This is a genomic window from Bradymonas sediminis, assembly GCF_003258315.1.
In the GTDB taxonomy this organism is placed as follows: domain Bacteria; phylum Myxococcota_A; class Bradymonadia; order Bradymonadales; family Bradymonadaceae; genus Bradymonas; species Bradymonas sediminis.
In genome coordinates this window covers 3,922,087-3,937,881 of the sequence record NZ_CP030032.1, presented here as the reverse complement: position 1 = coordinate 3,937,881, position 15,795 = coordinate 3,922,087, and the positions used below count along the sequence as shown (strand labels likewise).

Sequence of the window (15,795 nt, the reverse complement as noted above, 5' to 3'; positions counted from 1 at the left end):
GTGATGGAAACCCAAAAAGCTGCCTCCGCAACGCGTGAATTCTCCCCCAATGAGCCGGCGATTCTCGTCCTCGAAGACGGTCGCTGCTTTGAAGGACACGCGGCCGGCGCCCCCGGCGTCGCCATCGGCCAGGCTGTTTTTAATACGAGCTTAACGGGTTATCAGGAGCTTTTAAGCGACCCCGCCAGCGCCGGGCACCTGCTCTGCTTGAGCGCGCCCCATATCGGCAATTACGGCGTGAACGCCCAGGATATGGAGTCTGCGGGCGTCGCCGCGGCCGGCTTGATCGTGCGCAGCATCACCGAGAAACCGAGCAATCATCGCGCGGATTCGAGCCTCCCAGACTGGCTGCGCGCCCACGGCCTGGTGGCCATCCGCGACGTCGACACCCGCGCGCTCACCCGCTATCTGCGCGACCACGGCGAGATGAAGGCCGCCATTGTCAGCGGCCAGACCGCCGCTGACGCGCCCCGCTGGGTCGAGCAACTCGCCGAGCACCCCGACTTTCGCGCGCGCGACTTCTCCGAGCACGGAGTGCGCCAGCCGACCTCGGTGCGCGTGCACGCCAATAAACTGCCCGACGGGCACGAAGATCTCGGCTACGCGCGCATCGAATATATGCCCTATGAGGCGCCCAAAGATCCCGCCGACGCGTCGCCCCATATCGTGGTGGTCGACTTCGGCGCGAGCTTTCGCATCATGCGCCGCCTGAGCGCCTACGGCGTGCGCCTCACCCTGGCGCCGGCGACCTCAAGCCTCGCCGATATCAAGGCGTTGGCGCCCGCTGGGATTGTCTTGTCCAGCGGTCCGGGGAGCCCGGAGCGCGCGGACGTCGACCTCGCCATGCTGCGCGAGGCGGCCGAAGTCGCGCCGACGCTGGCGGTTTCGATGGGCTTTCAACTTGTGGGGCGCGCCTTCGGCGCAGAGCACGCGCCGTTGGCCAACGGGCACCGAGGCCCGAATCAACCGGTCCAGGAAGTCCGCAACTCGCGGGTTTTTATGACCCGTCAAAACCGCGGCTACGCCTTGCAGGCCGATGGCTTCCCCGAGGCCCTCGAGATTACTCATCTCAACCTCAATGACCGAAGCGTCGAGGGTTTTCGTCATCAAACGCTGCCGCTTATCGCGCGTCAATATGACCCTCCGGCGCTCGTAAACCCCAATGATACCAGTGATTTCGTGGCGGACTTTATGTCGATGCTCCGCGAGGTCCAACCATGAGCCAGCAATTGAACGAACCGGAGCAATCTCCCGAAGAATCTGCGTCCAAGCAGGGAAATAAGAAGCGTTGGTATCGGCATATGAGCCGTAGTCGGCGCTTGTTTTTGCCGTTGCTGACGATGGGCCTGTTGGCCCTGATTCTGGTCCTCTTTCACCGGATCTTATTGCCCTTCATCTTCGCGATCGCCATCGCTTATTTGATGAACCCGATCGTCAAGCGCATGTCGGTGCGTTTCCCGCGCTGGGTCGCGGTGATCACGGTTTATCTGGCGTTCTTCGGGATTCTGACGGCTGGCTTCGTGGTCGTGGTGCCGCGATTCTTCAACGAGATGGCGCGATTCGCCGAGACGGTGCCCGAGACCGTGGCGAATTTCCGCCAGAAGAATCTGCCGGGGATTAACGAGAAATTACAGAATTTTGTGCGCGAATATTTGCCCATTATGCCGCCGGGCACCGAGCATGTCGCGGCGCGAGCGCACGTCGCCAGCGCCTGGACCGAGGCGACCCAGCGGGCCACCGCCACCGGATTGGCGCTGACTCGCGCGCGCGGCGCGACCAATATTAAATTTCAGGTGGACCGACAGACGGGCAAACAGACCGCGTCGACCGGCGAGACGATCATTGAGGTCGACAACGGTGTGAACGTCACCGTGCGCACGGAGTTGCCCGAAACGGGCGGCGAAGCCGCCGCCGAAAAGGCGCGCCCCAAGGTCACCTATCGCGGCGTCCCGGAGCCTGCCGCCTCCGAGGAACTCGCCGATTACGGTACCCACGGGAGTTGGACTTTTGTCGACGCCCAACCCTCGGCCGTCGTGCGCATGGTCCCGGGCGACAAGGGCGAAGTTGAGCTTTTCTTGGGCGAGGGCGAGGTCGTCGTGACCCGAATCGACGACGACTCCTGGAGCGTTCAGCGCGGCAATCGCCACCACTATAAGCGTGAATCCACCCCAGTGCCGGCCACGCTGATTGACCTGGAGGCCCGGGTTAACCAGATGATCGAGGGCATTGTCAGCACCTCACAGGAGCGAATCACCGCGGTGATTAGCTACGCGCATATCCTGGCCGTCGGGATCATCCAGATATTGGTCACGATCATTTTGACCTTTATGGTCGCCGCCTTTATGTCGATCGACTTGCCGCGATTTAACGGGTTCTTCCGCGATATGCTCCCCGGCGAGTATCGCCCAGGCTACGACGACCTGATGCGGCGCATCGACCGCGGCCTGTCGGGCGTGGTGCGCGGCCAGTTGATCATCTGTCTTATCAACGGGGTGCTGACCTATATCGGGCTGGCGCTCATCGGCGTGAAATTCAGCGTGATGCTCTCGCTTTTGGCCGGCGTGCTGACGTTGATCCCGGTCTTTGGCACCGTGATCTCGACGATCCCGATCATGCTGGTCGGGCTGATGACCGGCTTCTGGACCTCGTTTTTGGCCTTCGCCTGGATCATGTTTATCCACTTCGTCGAAGCCAATATCTTGAACCCCCAGATCATCGGCAACTCGGCCCATATCCACCCGGTCATCGTCATCTTCGCCCTGCTCGCCGGCGAGAGCGCTTTCGGCCTGGTGGGCGCCCTTTTGGCGGTGCCGGTGACCTCGATCTTGCTCGAGATCTTCCAATTTATCCGCGACCGCCTCACCGCCGAGGAGATGGCCGCAGCCCAGGAAGCCTCGGGCAGCGACGGCAGCGCCGTGGGTGGGTAAGTTTATGTTTTTACTATGTTTTTAGTGACCCAGGCACACCAGGGAGACCATGAATTCACAGCCGACGATTAAAACACTCGACACCTGTTTTATGGGGGAATCCTCGGTCATCGCGGTCTATTTGCTCGAGTCCGACGACGGGCTGATCCTGGTGGACTGCGGGCCTGAGACGGTCTTTGAGGGCTTGAAAACCGCCATCGCCGCCGAGGGTTATGATTGGCAGGACGTGCGCCACGTCCTGCTCACCCATATCCATTTTGACCACGCGGGCGCGGCCTGGAAATTCGCCCAGAACGGCGCCAAGGTCTACGTGCATCCGATCGGGCTTGCGCATATGCAGAACCCCGAGAAGCTGTGGAACTCGGCCAAGCGCATCTACCAGGGCGCGATGGAATCCCTGTGGGGCGAGATGCACCCGATCGACCCGGAGTTGCTGGTCGCGGTCGATGAGGGCGACCGCCTCACGCTCGGCGGCGTCCAGGTCGACGTCCACTACACCCCGGGCCACGCGGTTCACCACAACGCCTACCAGATCGGCGACGCGGTCTTCGCCGGAGACGTCGCCGGCGTCAAGATCCACGGCGGCCCCCCCGTGCCCCCATGCCCGCCGCCAGACATCGACGTCGACGCCTGGAAGCGCTCCATCCAGACCCTTCGCGACCTCAACCCCACGCACCTCTACCTGGCCCACTTCGGCGCGGTCGACGCGCCGCTGGCGCACCTCGACGCCCTCGAGGCCACCCTCGACGACTGGGCCATGTGGATAAAACCCCATTTCGATGCGGGCGCAGCGCCAGCCGAGGTCACCACGGACTTCGTCGCCTATACCCAGGAACAACTGCGCAAGGCCGGAGTCTCCGAGGCCGACCTCACCCGCTACGAGGCCGGCAACCCCAGCTTTATGTCGGTGACCGGGTTGATGCGCTATTGGAAGTTGAAGGAGGCGGGGCGGTTGTGATTACGCCCCCCCACCCCCATTGACGCCAACCCCTCTTCCGACGAATAATAAACGCTCTGCAACGCATATAAATATGACTTGAACCCGAGCGTCGTCATGGAAGAGAGCGTCTTAACGTCGGTGGTTTTGCCCCTCGCATTGTTTATCATCATGCTTGGGGTGGGGCTTTCGTTGGTGGTCGATGATTTTAAGCGGGTGGTGCTTTACCCGAAGGCGGTGGCGGTCGGGCTGGTGAACCAGCTCGTGTTGTTGCCGTTGGTGGCGTTTGGCCTGGCGCACCTCTTTCAGCTTGACCCGGTGATGGCGGTTGGGCTGATGCTGATCGCGTGTTGTCCGGGCGGGGTGACCTCGAATTTGATCACCTTTGTGTCGCGCGGTGACGCCGCGCTCTCGGTGACGCTCACCGCGATCAGCGGGGTCATCGTGGTGGTGACGATTCCGCTGATCCTGATCTTCTCGATGAATACCTTTATGGGGGAGGCGCAGCAATTTTCGGTGCCGCTGCTCGACACGATTCTTCAGATCGTGGCGATCACGGTGGTGCCGATTAGCCTGGGGATGTTGGTGCGCCGCTTCAAGCCGGCGTTCGCCGCCAAGATGGAGCGCCCGGCGCGCATCGGCTCGACGGTGATCTTCGTGGCGATTCTCGGCGGCGTGGTCGCGGCGAATATCGAGGTCATTAAGGTCCATTTCCTCGAACTGAGCGTCGTCACCGGCACCCTCAATATCCTGATGATGTCGCTTGGTTACGCCAGCGCGCGACTGCTGCAGCTCAAGGCGCCGCAGGCCGTCGCCATCTCGATTGAGACCGGCATCCAGAACGGCACACTCGCCATCGTCATCGCCACTTCGATCCTGGAGCGCGGCGACCTTGCGGTAATTCCCGGCGTCTATAGCCTGATTATGTTCGGGACCGGCGCGGTGGTGATGTATTATTTCGGGGTGCTAAAAAAGCCCTCTGAGATCAACGGCGCCGCCGTGGCGAGCACGGCCCTGAGCGACTCATAAGCGCGCGGGTTCTTCATTGCTGCCCGAGTCCATCGGGCAGCTAAGCAAGCGGTCGGCCCGCGATTTGCCCGCGTTTACGCAGCGCAGGGTTGCCTGCGAGAACACGCCGTTATCGTCTGGAAACCTGAAATAGGTCTTCGGCTCCGCCGCCGCGTCGCGCGCCACGCGCTCCTCCCCCAATCGCTCACCCCGCGCGGGCGTCGCGCCGGGTCGTCTAACGCTCGCCTCGACCAACATTACCCCGCGGGAGTGGGTGCCGATCAGCCCAATCGCGCGCATGATTTCCGTGTCGTCGTCCGCCAGTATAACCCCGATCGGAATCGCACGCGAGTTCGACGCGTCGTCGGCATAGAGCGTGCGATTCGCCGCCTCCACGCCCCTGGCTCCACGCACCTCTTTTTGCAGCGCTTCACAGAGCGCGTCGATGCGCTGGAGCATCTTTTCGGTGTCCTCGGCGAGCGCACGAAGCCCGGGGTCGTCGGTGGGGCGCAGGGTATTTAGGGTCATGATTTCCCTCGCTAGAGCGGTCTTTTTGCTGAATTCTGGCGCGAGATCCAAGTGGTAGATCGACTGCTGGCAGGTTGTGATTCGCGTATTTTATAATATGAACACCGCATTAGATTTCGCGAGTACTTTGGGCCATCCGCCCGCAAATACTGGCGGAATACGGCCAAAATATGTTAACCTCGCCGCCATCAATCCGTACCTATCCGCTCACTCGCGCGTTTCGAGCGCGTGGCCTATCGTCCCGAATAATGACTGCCCATTTGCGAGCGTTCATCAATGTTGGGCGATGAAATTGACTGATCCTGATTTAACTCGATGAGGTCTAATGTGATGAGCCAAAAGCCGATCGCCGCCAAAATACTCTATATCGCCATCTTCGCGTTGATGATCGGTTGCGGGAGCGACCAATCCACGCATGATAGCGGTACCCTGGACGGTGGAATATCTACTTCAAATAACGGCTCCCAAGACGCGGATGAGTCCGGTGACTTGGGCGATTCGGGGGATTCTCCGGATGCCAATGCCGAGGATATCGGCGGCGAGGATGGCCAGGGTGGCGGCGAGGACGCCGGGGGTTATCCGAGCGGGGCGGTCGATGAGGTGCGCAGCGAAAACCCGCTCGAGGTCGACGAAGCGCGGCGCGCCGCAGCGCGCGCGGCCTACGAGGCGCTCGATAAAGATGCGCTTGAGGCGAGTTATTCGCCCGAGGCCCTCTACGACACGTTCAACGAATTTGCGCTCAGTTATTTTGGCCCGACCAACCAGCCGCTCCTGCAGAAATACACCGGCGAGACCCTCGATTTTGTCCCCGCCGGGGATTGGCTTCATGCGTCAAGCCACTCGGCCACCATCGCGTTCGAGACGACGCTGCCGGTGCGCGGCGCGATCGAATACGGGACGTCGCCTGACGCGTTGACCGAGTCGGTTGACGAGAGTGAGCGCTATTTCTTCACCCAGGTGCATCATCTGCGTGGGCTGCAACCCGACACGACCTATTATTATCGGCGCATCGCGCGTGGCGAGAGCGGCGAGACGCTCGTGTCGACCCTCGGTGAGTTTAAGACCGGTGACCTCAACGGGGTCATTGAGTTGCCCGGTCAACTCGCCGGGCCGCCCTATATGCTCGACCAGGCCGGTGCGACCTACGTGTTGACCGAGGATATTATCAGCGATGGCACCGCGCTCGCGATCACCGCCAGCGACGTGACCGTCGACCTGAACGGGCATCGAATCGTCTACGCCAACGTCGCCGTGCCGAACCCCGACGCCGGTCAGGCCGCCACCGCCGCCAGCGGTATCTGGGCGCGCTCCAACGAGGTGCAGGGCGTGCGCGTGCTCAACGGCATCATCGAAGAGGGGCACGTCGGAAATAATGGCAGCAACGGCGTTCACGCCATCTATCTGTCGGGCGTGGGTGATGTCGAGATTGCAGGTGTTTCGGTGCTCTACCAGGCAGCCCAGGTATTCGCGGTTTTCCTGCGGTACCCCAAAAATAGCGTGCGCCTGCACCATAATAACTTTATGGACCGCGGCTTTGAGATCCTCAATCGCCACGGTTCTGGTGGTGGGCGTCCGGTGCAGATCACAGACTCCAACGCCCAGAACGAGATCGCCAATGACTACGAATTCGCCCATAACCTGGTCAAACGCACCCGGCAAAATGGGCTGCGCCAGGCGAACTCGATTCGCGATAATGAGATCTATGTTGACAGTTGGTCGACCAACTCCTTTGCCATCCAGCCGCACTCCAGGCCCGACACGCCAGCCGGCGAGGTGCGCAGAAATAAGATCTTTTTGAGCGGCTATCACTCCATCGCCTTGGGCTGGGCGCACCTTGACCTGTCGGTGGAGCAGAACCTCGTGCAGCTCGAGAGCGTGCGCACCGAGAGCCGGCGTTATTTCGAAGACTGGGGCGATATGGATTCGCTCAACGGGTTTCGCATCACCAATTATGGCGGCGGCGGGCAGGTGCGCGAGAACCTGCACTACCGGGACAATGTCATCGTGGGGCGCGCGCGCGACGGGGCCATCATGCGCGGCACCGAGCTATTCAGCGACGCCACCATCACCAACACGATCTTTGAGGATAATTATGTGAATATCAGCGCCGAGGACCCCCAGACCCTCGACGCCGCGCCGGTGGTGACCCAGGGTGTCCACGCCACGCGTCCCGACCATAACCCCACGTTTTATATCGACAATATGCTCGTGTCGAACCTGGCGAATATCCGCTTCGGCGACTCTTATGGGCGCGGCAATCGCCATACCTTCATTGGCACGAAGTTGGTGAAAACCGGCGATCATCCCGACTACCACACCATCGTATTTGACGGGGCCTACGAGAGCTATGACCACGAACTCATCGACCCGGTCTTTGAGGGCGGCGCGGCGGTCGATGATGTTTGGTGGCGTCGGGTGAGTATTCGCGCGTATTACCGGGTCAAGTGGACCGTGGCGTTGAGCGGTGCGCCCGGTGAGTCGGTCTCGATCAAAGACGTCGACGGACAGGAGGTCTATAGCGGCGCGCTCGACGCTCAGGGCAACCTTGAGGTCGCCCTCGCCCAGATGACCATTCGTCCCACAGAGTGGAGCGGCGATGACAGTGGCGGGGCGGTGGGGCAGGCCTACGAGCATCAGAAGGTGATGCACACCCCGCATAAGATTACAGTCGGCGGCGTCGAGCAAAGCGTCACGGTCGACGGGCTTGGGAAACGCGTCGACTTCTAGTCGGGCCGGGTCTAGGCCACTCAAGAACAAAAAACACCACCCGGCGGGTGGTGTTTTTTCGTCTTCTCAGTCGCTCAACGCGATGTTGAGCCGACCGAATTCGGCGGCCGAATTATTGGAAGAACTCGGCGTTCTTGAGCGTATAGTCGCTCCACTCTTCCGGCACATCCCACTCCTCGAAGATCGCTTCGACGGGGCATTCCGGCTCGCAGGCGCCGCAGTCGATGCAGATATCGGGGTCGATATAGAGTTGGATTCCAGCGAGCTGGGCTTCTTCGCCGGCAGCCTGGAGACTCTGGATTTCGTCGACGGAGATCGGGCCGTGAATGCAGTCAACGGGGCAAACTTCGACGCATGAGGCGTCGCAGACGCCCTCGCAGGGTTCGGTGATTACAAAGGTCATGGAGTTCTCCTGATGCTATGCGCGCGAAGTGGACTGGGCGCAGCACTTCTGGTGATAAGGGGAAATTTTTGTGGGATTTCGGACCCGCGTACAGGTCCAATCCGCGTGCAATTTATTACGCGTGCGGGGCGGGTTGCGTCAAGGCTATTGCGGGGGATATTCGGGTTGAGCGCCTTGTTTGTGGGATTCTTGGCGGATTCCCGGGCGCCCCGCGGGAGATTGTCATTTTGCGAGGTCGGGCTCGATGCGCTATTAGGCGTTTGATCGAAGTTGACACGCCTCCTAACACCCACGCGAAGGCCCATGAATCGACTCTCCCACACGCTCGCCGGTCATCTCTGGACCATCGCGCCGACGTTGCGCCACCGCCTGCGCCCGCGGCGCGCGCCCGAGGCCGAAGCCTGGTCGACGGTGCTCGAGGACGCGACGGTCGGCGAGGTTCGGCTGCACGGGCGCTACCGCGCGCATCCGCGGGCCGATACGCTGGTCGTGCTGGTCCACGGGCTCGGCGGGCACGCCGAGAGCCCGTATCTGGTCGACGCGGCGATCGCGGTGGAGCGGGCAGGGCGCTCCTGCCTGCGGCTATGCCTGCGCGGCAGCGCGGGCAGCGGCGAGGATATCTATCACTCGGGGCTGACCGCGGATGTCCACGCGGCGCTCAGGGACCCGAAATTTAGCGCCTATAAAAAAGTCTGGGTGATCGGGTTTTCCCTGGGCGGTCACGTCGCGCTAACGCTGGCGACCGAAGATGGTTGTGACCCGCGCGTTCGCGGCGTGACGGCCATCTGCCCGCCGCTTGAGCTCGGCGAGGTGCAGGCCTGGCTCGACGCCCCCGCGCGCAAGATCTACCGCGAATATATCCTGCGCGAGCTTCGCCAGATCTACGCCCAGGTCGACGCGCGTGGCCGGGCGATAACGCCGATTGAGCAGGTCCGGCGCGCGCGCACCCTGCGCGATTGGGATTCGATGACCGTCGTGCCGCGCTTCGGGTTTCGCGACGCCCAGGATTATTATGACTCGCAGAGCATCACCCGGCGCCTGGATGAGCTGCGAATCCCCGCGCTGCTCCTGGCCAGTCAAAATGATCCGATGATCCCAGGTCGCTCGATCCCCGGGCTCATCAGCAATCCCCCGGCAAACCTCGAGGCCTACCACATTGATGCCGGCGGGCACGTATTCTTCCCTCCGTCGCTCGACGTCGGTCTGGGCGCCGACACGGGCGTGGTGGCCCAGGCGCTCGCCTGGCTCGGGGGAAGGGCGGGGTGATGGGGCGAATCCCGCGAACCAAAAACAAATGCGCGGACCACCCAGGGCGGTCCGCGCATTGTTTATATCCCGGTCTGAGCGACCGATTATCATTCGCCGGCTTTAGCTATGAATCATGCGACCGTCGACGGCCAGGCATGCTTCTTTGACGACTTCGGCCAGGCTCGGGTGCGCGTGGGAGCTGCGCGCGATATCTTCGGCGCTTGCCCAGAATTCCATGGCGACGGCCATCTCGGCGATGAGGTCGCCGGCCTGCGGGCCGATGATATGCGCGCCGAGGATGCGGTCGGTCTTGGCGTCGGCCAAGACCTTCACGAAGCCATCGGTATAGTTGATCGCGCGGGCGCGGCCGTTGGCTTTGAAGAGGAATTTGCCGGTCTTATACTCGACGCCTTCCTTATCCAATTCGGCCGGCGTTTTGCCGACGCTGGCGATCTCGGGGTAGGTATAAACCACGTCTGGAACTGCGTCGTACATCACGTGTGAGCCCATGCCGTTCATGCGCTCGACGCAGATGATGCCTTCGTCTTCGGCCAGGTGGGCGAGCATCGGGCCGGGGATGACGTCGCCGATGGCGTAGACGCCTTCGACTGAGGTCTCGTAGTCGCCGTCGACTTCGATGAATCCGCGGGCGTTGGTCTCAAGGCCGATATTCACCAGCCCGAGTCCGTCGGTATAGGGACGACGGCCAACCGCCACCATCAATTTGCTGCCCTCGATGGTCTTGACCTCGCCTTCTTCGCCGTCGCGCGGCTCGTAGCTGACTTCGACGGTCTTGCCGTTGACCTTCGCGCCGGTGACCTTCGCGTTCATGATGAACTCAAGGCCCTGCTTCGTGAAGATCTTCTTGGCGGTCTTCATGACCTCGGCGTCTGCGCGGCCGCCCAGGATTTCAGGGAGGTATTCGATGACCGTGACTTTGGCGCCAAGGCGCGACCAGACCGAACCCAGCTCGAGGCCGATGACGCCGGCGCCGATGATGATCAGGTGCTCGGGGACTTCGGTGAACTCAAGCGCCCAGGTCGAGTCGACGATGGTCTCTTTGTCGTATTCGACGCCCGGGATCGCGGTCGGCTTGGAGCCGGTGGCGATGAGGATCTTTTTGGTCTCAAGCGTCTTCGACTCGCCGTTATTCTGGGCGACGACGACGGTGTTCTTGTCCTGAATGGTCGCCGTGCCGTGGATGCCGTCGACTTTATTTTTGCCGAAGAGGAATTTGATGCCGCCGGTCAGGCCGTTGACGACCTCTTTTTTGCGGTTGAGCATCTTCTCAAGGTCGAGCTCGACGCCGCTGACGTTAATCCCATGCTCGGCCAACTCGCCGTTGGCGTCGTGGAATTTGTGGCTCGACTCGAGCAACGCCTTGGAGGGGATGCAGCCGACGTTCAGGCAGGTGCCGCCGAAGGTGTCATATTTCTCGACACAGGCGACGTTCATGCCCAATTGTGCAGCGCGAATGGCCGCGACATAGCCGCCGGGGCCCGAACCAATCACTACCAGATCATACATGATCAAACTCGTATTTTTTGAAGAAAATAAAAGAGTTAAGCCCGCCCTATCCTCCGGCGCTGGCGAGAGGATAGGGCGGGCTGCGAGGCTTTAGAGCTCGAGCAGAATGCGCTCGGGGTTCTCAAGCAGCTCGGCGATTCGCTTCAGGAAGGTGACCGCCTCGCGTCCGTCGATGATGCGGTGATCGTAGGACAGCGCCAGGTACATCATCGGGCGAATGACGACTTCGCCGTTCACGGCGACCGGGCGCTCGATGATGTTGTGCATGCCCAGAATCGCGCTCTGCGGCGGGTTGAGGATCGGCGTGGAGAGCATCGATCCGTAGATGCCGCCGTTGGTGATCGAGAAGGTGCCGCCCTGCAGCTCGGCCAGGCTCAGCGAGTTATCCTTCACCTTGCCGGCCAGGTCGGTGATATATTGCTCGACCTCGGCAAATCCGAGCTGATCGGCGTCTTGGATGACCGGAACGACCAGACCTTTGGGCCCGCCGCCGATGGCCACGCCGATGTTATAGTAGTTCTTGTAGACGATCTCGTCGCCGTCGATCTCGGCGTTGACGGCCGGGAACTCTTTGAGGGCTTCGACCGCGGCCTTCACGAAGAAGCTCATATACCCGAGCTTGATGCCGTGCGATTTGACGAAGCGCTCCTGGTACTTTTTGCGGATCGCCTGGATGCCGGACATATCGGCTTCCTGGAAGGTCGTGAGCATCGCAGCGGTCTGCTGGGCTTCGACCAGACGACGCGCGACGGTCTGGCGCAAGCGGCTCATCTTGACGCGCTCTTCGCGCGCTTCGTTGGAGCCCTGCGAGGCGGCGGGGGGCTGCACGCCGCCCTGGGGTTTCTCGAGATGGGCGAGGACGTCGCCTTTGAGGAGGCGACCGTTCGGGCCGGTGGCTTTGATCTTGGACGGGTCGAGGTTGTTTTCTTCGACCAGACGGCTGACCGCCGGGCTCAGGCCTTCGGGGGCTTGGGCGGCGTCGGCTTTTTTGGCCGCCGGCTGTGCGGCCGCTTTCGGCGCAGCTTCTTCTTTCGCGTCGACCTTCGCGCTCGCGGCCGGGGCATCGCCTTCTTCGATCACAGCGATGACCGCGCCGACGTCGACGGCGTCATCGATCTCGCCGTGGAGCGAGACGACCGTTCCGCTGACAGGGGAGGGCACCGCGACGGTGATCTTGTCGGTTTCCAAATCCAGAATGATATCATCGGCCTGGACATGATCCCCTACTTTGACTTTCCACTCGGCGATATAGCCTTCTGTAACAGACTCACCCAGCGACGGGACCTCTACGGATACACTCATCAGATGCCTCTTTTTATACGCGGGATTCGACGCAGTCTCATTGAGATGGCCGAATTTATCCGCAATTGAAATAATCGATCGAATACAAAAGCTTTTTCAAAAAATGCGAGACCGGAATCCGGGCCGAATAGCGGTTCGAGGCGCCAAAAAATGGCCTCGCACAAGACACCGGCAGTCTACGCAGTTAGCGGCAGGATTCAAGGGGCAAGTGGGCAGATTTAGCGGCTTTGACGGCGACCGCCCCGCTTTTTTCACGCCCGCCCGCTTGTCTTAGTGAGTTTGGCGTACCATTTCCAGTCGGGGGAATCGGCCAGCAGGTCTGCGTCGATTCGCCAGCCCCAGCTAGGGTGTCTGCCGCTCGGGTCATTCATCCGCGCGTCGCCTCCCAATTGGAAGATATCCTGGGCCGGCAAGATCGCCAGCGCCGCCGCCGATTCAAACACCGCCTCACACATTTTGCGCACCACGTCTTCGTCGGCGCTGCGCAAAAAGGTGCGGATTGAATGGCGCGCCGCTGCGTCTTGCTCCGCGTACCAACCGGCGGTGGTGTCGTTATCGTGGGTGCCGGTATAGGCGACGAAGTTCTCGGTATAATTTGGCGGCATAAAGATATGCTTTGGGTCATCAAAATTGGCGAATTGGAGCACCTTCATGCCGGGTAATTTGTGGCGGTCGCGCAGCGCGATAACCTCCGGCGTGATCAGCCCGAGGTCTTCTGCGATAAACGGCGCTTCGCCGAATTCGGCCCGAATCGCCTCAAAGAAAGCGTCCCCGGGGCCCGGGCGCCAGCGCCCATCGACCGCGGTCTCGGCCTCCGCCGGCACCGCCCAATAGGCCTCGAAGCCGCGGAAATGATCGATGCGAATCATATCCACCGTCGCCAGCGCGCTGCCCACGCGGGCGAGCCACCAGCGATAATCCTGGGCCGCGACCGCCTCCCAATCATAGAGAGGATTGCCCCATTTCTGGCCGTCCTTGCTAAAATAATCCGGGGGCACGCCCGAAACCTCGGTCGCCTTGCCCGCCGCGTCGAGCTGGAATATCTCGCGATGCGCCCAGGCGTCGGCGCTGTCCATCGCGACAAATATGGGGATATCACCGATGAGCTTCACCCCCTTTTTGCCCGCGTAGTCGCGCAACGCCTGCCACTGCGCGCGGGCGACCCATTGCTCGAATTCTACGCGCCGAATCTCCTCGGCGTGGGCGGCGCGCGCCCGCTCAAGCGCCGCTTCATCGCGCCGGACGAATTCGGCCGGCCAATCGCGCCAACTCTTTCCCTTAAATTGATTTTTGAGCGCAACATAGAGGGCATAGTCTGCCAGCCAATAGGCTTCGGCGGCGGCGAAGGCGTCGACCTCGGCGCGGGCTTGATCGGAGGCGTCGCCGGCCCATCGCTCAAACGCGCGCCCCAGGAGCGCTCCCTTCTCGCGCTCAACTTCCCAAAACGCACATCGGCCCGCGTGGTCGTTTAAGGTGTTGATTGTTTTGTGGAATTCGTCGATTTCAGCAGGTTCAAGCCAGCCCGCCTCGCTCAATCGAGGCAGGTCGACAAGCATCGTATTGATCGCAAAGGCCGACGGCGAGGAGTAGGGCGAGGCGCCGGGACCGGGTGGGTTTAGTGGTAGGATTTGCCACCAGCGCTGGTTTGCCTCGGCCAATCGGTCCACGAAGCGGCGCGCCTGCGCCCCAAGCGTGCCAATGCCATCGGGCCCCGGGAGACTGCTGGGGTGTAGGAGTACGCCTGCGGATCTCGGAATGTTCATGCGTTGCCAGGAGGTTATAGGAAGTGCTTCGGCGAGGACGCCGAGCGCGATGGTTTTGGCTCGCTGTCTGTTGATTGAAGATGTGCTTTTATAAGCGTTTTGAGCCCAAATATATAGCTTGAAAGATGCTTGTTGGTTCTCGTCGTCGAGCAGTATAACCTGAGCCTTCCTGCCCGGGCCCGAATCGTGTGGCCCAGGGCGTCACGACCGTTCAACAACACCTTTCCAAGCCAGCCTATTTCTATGAGCCAACGTTATTTCGCCACGACTCTGCCCGGTTTCGAAGATGAACTTGCCGATGAGGTTAAAGCAATCGGCGGGCGTAAGATCGAAAAAGTCACCGGCGGCGTCGAGTTTGACGCGACCCATCGCGTCTTTTATCGCGCGAATTATGAACTTCGCTGCGCCAACCGCGTCTTCCTTCGCGTGGACGAATTCCGCGCCCGCGACTTCCCCGAGCTCTATAATAAAACGCGCCGCTATAGCTGGGAGCGCCTGCTCAGCGGGGCCAATCGCGTCTTCGTGCGCGGCGCGGCGCGTGAGTCTCATTTAATGCACTCCGACCGCATCTCGGACACCGTCGGCCACGGCCTTCGCGAGCATTTCGAGGACGATTTGAAGGTCGCCGCCCCGCAGATCATCGACAAAATTGACGGCAGCGCGCAGCTCGTGCTCGCGCGGCTCAACGACGACCGCTGTGAGCTAAGCCTGGATTCCTCCGGCGAGCATCTTTATAAGCGCGGGTGGCGCCAACACGCGGTGGAGGCGCCGATTCGCGAGACCACCGCCGCGGCCCTTCTGATTCGCAGCGGCTGGGTGCATCGAAAGCCGTTGGTCGACCCATTCTGCGGCTCCGGCACCTTCCTGGTCGAGGGCGCATGGCTGGCCAATAAACGCGCGCCCGGCGATATGCGCGACTTCGCTTTCCAGCGCTGGGCCAACTTTCGCCAGCCCCTCTGGGACGATGTCGTCAATTGTGGTCGCCAACGAACCCATGCCTGCGAGGCGGTGCGTTTCTACGGCTTTGACGCGAACCCCGACGCCGTTCAGGCCGCGCGCCAAAACGCCGAGCTCGCCGGCGTCCGCGGATGCGCCGAGATTCGCCAGGCCGACATCTCCGAGTTCCTGCCGCCCTGCGAGGCGGCCGGCACGGTCATCGCCAACCCGCCCTATGGCGAGCGCTTGACTCAGGGCAGCGGCCCGCGCAAGGCGTATCAGATTCTGATTGACCGATTCGCCGAGCATTTCCAGGGCTGGCGACTCGCGCTGCTGTTGCCGTCGGATATAACACCTAATCACCCGAGCCTTCGTTTCAAAGAAGATATCCGCTTCCAAAACGGCGGCATTCGGGTGCGCTTCTGGCTGGCGCGGCATCGCTGAGCGGGCGCTGCGTCGCTGAGCGGGCGCGGCGAGGCAAAATAATTT

General features: G+C 61.6%; 12 protein-coding genes. 7 read left to right on the top strand and 5 right to left on the bottom strand.

Annotated elements, in window-relative coordinates; all coding sequences use genetic code 11:
- Positions 1-3: 3 nt before the first annotated feature.
- The 4 genes from carA (at position 4) to DN745_RS14830 (ending at position 4,893) form a co-directional block, all read left to right on the top strand.
- Positions 4-1,221, top strand: coding sequence for a glutamine-hydrolyzing carbamoyl-phosphate synthase small subunit (gene carA, locus DN745_RS14845; RefSeq protein ID WP_111336032.1), 1,218 nt, complete (start codon positions 4-6; stop codon positions 1,219-1,221).
- On the top strand, positions 1,218-2,927 hold the full coding sequence (locus DN745_RS14840; RefSeq protein WP_111336031.1) for an AI-2E family transporter: 1,710 nt from the start codon (positions 1,218-1,220) through the stop codon (positions 2,925-2,927). Before carA ends, DN745_RS14840 begins: the two co-directional genes overlap by 4 nt.
- Positions 2,928-2,976: 49 nt before the next feature.
- Complete coding sequence (locus DN745_RS14835; RefSeq protein ID WP_204355008.1) at positions 2,977-3,885, top strand: MBL fold metallo-hydrolase; 909 nt, start codon at positions 2,977-2,979, stop codon at positions 3,883-3,885.
- A gap of 96 nt (positions 3,886-3,981) precedes the next feature.
- Positions 3,982-4,893, top strand: coding sequence for a bile acid:sodium symporter family protein (locus DN745_RS14830; RefSeq protein ID WP_111336029.1), 912 nt, complete (start codon positions 3,982-3,984; stop codon positions 4,891-4,893).
- Here the strand turns inward: DN745_RS14830 and DN745_RS14825 are convergent.
- Positions 4,888-5,400: a hypothetical protein gene (locus tag DN745_RS14825; protein ID WP_111336028.1), complete on the bottom strand. Its 513-nt coding sequence runs from the start codon at positions 5,398-5,400 to the stop codon at positions 4,888-4,890. The genes DN745_RS14830 and DN745_RS14825 overlap by 6 nt on opposite strands.
- Positions 5,401-5,727: 327 nt before the next feature.
- On the opposite strand from DN745_RS14825, the gene DN745_RS14820 reads away from it, so the two are divergent.
- Positions 5,728-8,127: a hypothetical protein gene (locus DN745_RS14820; RefSeq protein ID WP_133622010.1), complete on the top strand. Its 2,400-nt coding sequence runs from the start codon at positions 5,728-5,730 to the stop codon at positions 8,125-8,127.
- Positions 8,128-8,239: 112 nt separating this feature from the next.
- On the opposite strand, the gene DN745_RS14815 is transcribed toward DN745_RS14820, so the two are convergent.
- Complete coding sequence (locus tag DN745_RS14815) at positions 8,240-8,530, bottom strand: 4Fe-4S dicluster domain-containing protein (RefSeq protein WP_111336025.1); 291 nt, start codon at positions 8,528-8,530, stop codon at positions 8,240-8,242.
- 303 nt (positions 8,531-8,833) lie between these two features.
- Here DN745_RS14815 and DN745_RS14810 point away from each other — a divergent pair, with 303 nt between their 5' ends.
- On the top strand, positions 8,834-9,796 hold the full coding sequence (locus DN745_RS14810; protein WP_111336023.1) for an alpha/beta fold hydrolase: 963 nt from the start codon (positions 8,834-8,836) through the stop codon (positions 9,794-9,796).
- A 102-nt stretch (positions 9,797-9,898) separates the two neighbouring features.
- Here DN745_RS14810 and lpdA read toward each other — a convergent pair whose 3' ends face one another.
- The 3 genes from lpdA to malQ all read right to left on the bottom strand — a co-directional run bounded on the left by lpdA (position 9,899) and on the right by malQ (position 14,370).
- Positions 9,899-11,308, bottom strand: a complete 1,410-nt coding sequence (gene lpdA / locus DN745_RS14805) for a dihydrolipoyl dehydrogenase (RefSeq protein ID WP_162687804.1) — start codon at positions 11,306-11,308, stop codon at positions 9,899-9,901.
- A gap of 87 nt (positions 11,309-11,395) precedes the next feature.
- Positions 11,396-12,607 (bottom strand): 2-oxoglutarate dehydrogenase complex dihydrolipoyllysine-residue succinyltransferase, encoded by a 1,212-nt coding sequence (odhB, locus tag DN745_RS14800; protein ID WP_111336020.1) that lies wholly within the window; start codon positions 12,605-12,607, stop codon positions 11,396-11,398.
- A 251-nt stretch (positions 12,608-12,858) separates the two neighbouring features.
- Complete coding sequence (malQ, locus tag DN745_RS14795) at positions 12,859-14,370, bottom strand: 4-alpha-glucanotransferase (RefSeq protein WP_111336019.1); 1,512 nt, start codon at positions 14,368-14,370, stop codon at positions 12,859-12,861.
- 243 nt (positions 14,371-14,613) lie between these two features.
- Here malQ and DN745_RS14790 point away from each other — a divergent pair, with 243 nt between their 5' ends.
- Complete coding sequence (locus DN745_RS14790; protein ID WP_111336017.1) at positions 14,614-15,750, top strand: THUMP domain-containing class I SAM-dependent RNA methyltransferase; 1,137 nt, start codon at positions 14,614-14,616, stop codon at positions 15,748-15,750.
- Positions 15,751-15,795: the final 45 nt, after the last annotated feature.